4 protein-coding genes are annotated in these 4,618 nt (G+C 72.7%); 3 read left to right on the top strand and 1 reads right to left on the bottom strand.

All coding sequences use genetic code 11. The features are described from left to right. Positions 1-299 precede the first annotated feature (299 nt). Both AOK09_RS29100 and AOK09_RS29095 read left to right on the top strand, forming a co-directional pair. A complete protein-coding gene (locus AOK09_RS29100; protein WP_055590230.1) occupies positions 300-1,214 on the top strand; it encodes a hypothetical protein in 915 nt (304 codons plus the stop codon). A gap of 103 nt (positions 1,215-1,317) precedes the next feature. Then, positions 1,318-2,262 (top strand): beta-ketoacyl-ACP synthase III, encoded by a 945-nt coding sequence (locus tag AOK09_RS29095; protein WP_055590229.1) that lies wholly within the window; start codon positions 1,318-1,320, stop codon positions 2,260-2,262. Positions 2,263-2,498: 236 nt separating this feature from the next. Here AOK09_RS29095 and AOK09_RS29090 read toward each other — a convergent pair whose 3' ends face one another. After that, positions 2,499-3,146 (bottom strand): TetR family transcriptional regulator, encoded by a 648-nt coding sequence (locus AOK09_RS29090; RefSeq protein WP_055590228.1) that lies wholly within the window; start codon positions 3,144-3,146, stop codon positions 2,499-2,501. Between the two features lie 536 nt (positions 3,147-3,682). On the opposite strand from AOK09_RS29090, the gene AOK09_RS29085 reads away from it, so the two are divergent. Then, positions 3,683-4,618 (top strand): serine/threonine-protein kinase (locus tag AOK09_RS29085; RefSeq protein ID WP_245687526.1); only part of this gene is annotated, 936 nt, incomplete at its 3' end.

The following is a 4,618-nucleotide window of genomic DNA, read 5'->3' as shown; positions in this document are numbered from 1 at the left end:
CCCTCGCCCCGGCCGGCCCCCTGACCCGGCTCTGACCGGCCCGGACCCGGCACCGCCTCCGGCCCCGCCCGCGCATCCGGGCGGGGTCGCAGTGCGTCCCGCCGCCCGGACCCCGGGTCGGGGCACTCACCGCGCGCACCCCGGTAGGACCCGAGCCGGGCCGCCCGGGGTGACACAGGCGCCAACTGCGTGAAGGGGGTGCGGAACTGAACCACCGGGGCGCGGTGTGCGTAGGTTCACACACCGCAACCGGCACCCCGGTACCGGGAGCGCCCCGGTCCTTTGGGAGGATCGCACCCATGCCCCGCACCGAGCGCACCGCCGACCAGCCCGAGCCGCTGCCCGTGCCCGGCCCGCGCCAGGGCCGCCACCGGGGGCAGCGCCGCAAGCAGCGCCGCAGCCGTCGGGGCGCCGCGGCGGCGGGCACCGCGGCCGTTCTGGTGGCCGCGGCGGGCGGCTGGCTGGCCTTCGGCCCGCAGGGCGCGCTCACCAGCGCCTCGGCCTCCGCCTCCGCCGGCCGGTCGCAGGACGGCGTCGCCGCCGCCCGCGCCCGCAGCGGCGCGCTGGACTCCGGACACACCTCGTCCCCCGCCGCCGACCGCTCGGACCGCAACGACGGCACGGTCGCGGAACTCCCCGGCCTCGGAGCCGGCTTCCGGGCCAGGATCCCGGCCAGGACCAGCCAGGTGCTGCTGGTCTCCGGCGAGGGCCGGAACTCCGCCGACTCCACCGCCACCCTGTGGACCCGCACCGCGGACGGCCGCTGGCAGCCCGGCACCAGCTGGCCGGCCCACAACGCCCTCAAGGGCTGGACGGCCGACCACCACCTCGACGACCTGCGCAGCCCGGTCGGCGTCTACTCGCTCAGCGACGCCGGCGGTCTCAAGGCGGACCCGGGCACCAGGCTTCCGTACCACCGCGATCCGGACTTCACCGTCGGCGGCAAGGGCTTCGAGGGCGAGGACCTCGCGGGCTCCTTCGACTACGTGGTGGCGATCGACTACAACCGGGTGGCCGGCACCTCCCCGCTGGACGGCCGCAAGCCGCTCGGCGCGGACAAGGGCGGCGGCATATGGGTGCACGTCGACCACGGCGGTCCCACCCATGCCTGCGTCTCGCTCGCCGAGAAGGACATGGTGGCGCTGCTGAGGGCGCTGGACCCGGCCGCACACCCGGTCATAGTGATGGGCGACCAGGCGTCCCTGGCCGTCTGACCGCGGACCGCCCGGGCGTTGTCCGGGGGCTACAGCATCCGCTGTCCGATCCTGTATCAGGGCGTGAACCCATGACTCGCCGGTAACCGGGTTGAGTGGTGTCATGACAGGATCCCGCATCATGGCGCTGGGCCACTACCAGCCGCCCAAGGTGCTCACCAATGACGATCTCGCGCGTATGGTCGACACCGACGACGAGTGGATCCGCGAAAGGGTGGGGATCCGCACCCGGCACATCGCGGTGGACGAGACCCTGGTCGACATGGCCGAGCAGGCCGCCCAGAAGGCGCTGGCCAACAGCGGGCTGCAGCCCCACGAGATCGACCTGGTCGCGGTGGCCACCTGTACGGCGGTGCAGCGCAGCCCCAGCACCGCCGCGGCGGTCGCTGCCCGGCTGGGCATCCCCTCCCCGGCCGCGTACGACATCAACACCGCCTGCTCCGGCTTCTCCTACGCGCTGGCCACCGCGGACCACGCGCTGCGGGCGGGGGCGGCGCGCCGCGCCCTGGTGATCGGCGCCGAGCGGATGTCGGACACGGTGGACTGGAGCGACCGGTCCACCTGTGTGATCTTCGGCGACGGGGCCGGCGCGGCGGTGCTGGAGACCACCCCGGAGGGGACCGCGCCCGGGATCGGGCCGGTGGTGTGGGGTTCGGAGCCGGACAAGGGCGACGCGGTGGTGATCTCCGGCTGGGAGCCGAGGATCAGCCAGCAGGGCCAGACCGTCTACCGCTGGGCCACCACCAAGCTCGCGCCGATCGCCCGGCTGGCCTGCGAGCGCGCCGGAGTGGCGCCCTCGGAGCTGGCCGGTTTCGTCGCGCACCAGGCCAATCTGCGGATCATCGAGGCGATCGCGGCCAAGCTGGGCGCGGAGCAGGCGGTGATCGCCCGTGACGTGGTGGTGTCCGGCAACACCTCGGCGGCCTCCGTCCCGCTGGCGCTCAGCAAGCTGGTGGAGCGCGGTGAGCTGCCCTCGGACGGGCCGGTGCTGCTCTTCGGCTTCGGCGGTGGTCTGGCGTACGCCGGACAGGTCGTCCGCTGCCCCTGAGCGGGGCCCTGACGCGCTGCGGGGCGGCCCCGGTGATGCCGCGGCCGCCCCTGCGCGGGCGCGCTTCGGACGTCCGGCTTACCTCCCCCGAGGCACGGCCGGCGCCCTCCGTCCGTCCCGGTCCGGACAGGAGACCGGGGGTGCGCGCACGGTGGATGTGGTGCTGGTGGTGCTGGTGATGCGGATGGTTCTGGTGAAGCGTCATGGTGCGTGATGCGGGATGGTGCGGGGCAGCCCTACTTCGGCGGTCTCTTGCCGGTCACCGAGAGGTAGACCAGAGACGTCAGATTGGGCTTGAGGTCCTTGGCCTTGGCGCCCCAGGAGTCAAATGCCTTCTGGTGCTCGGCCGAGGCGGCCAGCAGGGTGATGAGCGAACCGGCGACGGCGCCGGCATTCGCCGACTTGTCGAACCGGTTCTTCGCCTGCATGTCCTTGAGGGTGTCGGTGAGCGGGCCGACCACGGCGTTGAGGACCTTCATGCGGATCTTGAAGAACCGCTTGTCCCCTTCCGCCGCACCCAGGGTGACCACACGGAGGATGGCGTCGTTCTTGCGCCAGAACCCGAGGAAGCCGTCAACCAGCTCCTCGGCGGTGGTCAGGCCGGTCTTTCCCGCCCAGGATTTGTCGGCCACGAGCTCCTTGAGCCCGAGGCTGTCCTTGGCCATTTCCTCGGCGATCTCGAGGACGGCGCCCTCGACATCCGGGAAGTACTGGTAGAACGTTGCGGGGGAGGTACCCGCCATCCGGGCGACGTCGATGACCTTGACGTCCCGGTACGGCGACGTGCTGAGCATCTCGCGGAGGCAGTCGAGCAGCTTCTGCCGCGTCGCCTGTCCGCGTCGCCCGGCGACGCGACCGTCGACGGTGCGAACTTGTCCTGTCATGCCGTCAGTTTACCCGCGCAAGATCAGGGCGCGATTCGGCAATGTGACGAATACTCCGACCGGGGGTGGCGCGGCAGCACCACAAGGGCGCGGAGAATGACCGGACGCTCTCTCTGTGTTGCATCCGAGGGTCCGTTACGGTTGTCTTCATGTCCAGGTCACGAGTTCCCGAGCCGGGCACTGACGGACAATTCGACGACATCCGGATCTTGCGGTCCGCTATGCATTCGCCGATGTCTTCGAATCCGGACCCCAGTCCGTAATGCAGTTGTGACTGGTCCGTTAGAGCCAATCGGAGTTCCCCTTCCGCGATGCGGCCGTCCGCGGCCCGCCCGGGACGGAGGCGAACCACGGCGCCGTGCCGTACGTCCTCCTCTTGGCGGCGGACCGCCGCGGCCTCCGGCATGCCCGGCGTCCCCGGGAGCGGTGCGGACCGGCCCTGCTGGTTGGGTGTTCGGCGGGTCGGCAATGGACAATCGGACGACCCACCCCGCGGCGGCACGCGGCGGGGCGGCAGAGCGGGGAGGTGCGGAGGAGTGGACCAGCTGACGGCGCACGATCCGAGGCGGATCGGGCCCTTCGAGGTGCTGGGACGCCTCGGCGCGGGCGGGATGGGCCTGGTCTACCTGGCGCGGTCCGCGTCCGGGCGGCGGGTGGCCATCAAGACCGTGCGCGCGGAACTCGCCGAGGACCAGCTCTTCCGGGTCCGCTTCAGCCGGGAGATCTCCGCCGCCAAGACCGTCAGCGGCTTCTACACCGCCGCGGTGGTCGACGCCGACGCCGACGCCCCCGTGCCGTGGCTGGCCACCGCCTACGTCCCCGCGCCCTCGCTGGAGGACCTGGTCAACGAGTGCGGCCCGCTGCCGGTGGAGGCGGTCCGCTGGCTGATCGCCGGCATCGCCGAGGCGCTGCAGTCCATCCACGCGGCCGGACTGGTGCACCGGGACCTCAAGCCGTCCAACGTCCTGGTGGTCGAGGACGGCCCCCGGGTGATCGACTTCGGTATCGCCGCCGGGGTCTCGCACACCCGGCTCACCATGACCAACGTCGCGGTCGGCACCCCCGCCTACATGTCGCCCGAGCAGGCCCGGGACAGCCGGAGCGTCACCGGCGCCAGCGATGTCTTCTCGCTGGGCTCGCTGCTGGTCTACACGGCCACCGGCCACCCGCCCTACCGGGGCGGCAACCCGGTGGAGACCGTCTTCGCCCTGCTCCGCGACGAGCCCGACCTCTCCGGCCTGCCCGAGGAGCTGGCTCCGCTGGTACGGGCCTGTATGCGCCCCGCCCCGGAGCGGCGGCTGACCCCCGCCGAGATCCAGGCCGAGCTGGCGCCGCACCTCTTCGCCCGGGGCGACTCCGGTGGCGACGGCGACGCGGGCGAGTGGCTGCCGCAGAGCGCCATCGAACTGATCGAGCGCAAGCGCGGACGCCGTACGGCCCCGCCGCCGCCCGTCCCGGCACCCGCTCCGGCC

The sequence above is a fragment of the Peterkaempfera griseoplana genome (assembly GCF_001418575.1).
GTDB classification, from domain to species: domain Bacteria; phylum Actinomycetota; class Actinomycetes; order Streptomycetales; family Streptomycetaceae; genus Peterkaempfera; species Peterkaempfera griseoplana.
The sequence above is the reverse complement of the archived record's forward strand: the minus strand, read 5'-3'. Positions and strand labels throughout refer to the sequence as shown.

Coding starts and splice junctions, on each gene's coding strand:
- AOK09_RS29100 (WP_055590230.1), top strand. CDS start 300: ATGCCCCGCACCGAGCGCACCGCCGACCAGCCCGAGCCGCTGCCCGTG.
- AOK09_RS29095 (WP_055590229.1), top strand. CDS start 1,318: ATGACAGGATCCCGCATCATGGCGCTGGGCCACTACCAGCCGCCCAAG.
- AOK09_RS29090 (WP_055590228.1), bottom strand. CDS start 3,146: ATGACAGGACAAGTTCGCACCGTCGACGGTCGCGTCGCCGGGCGACGC.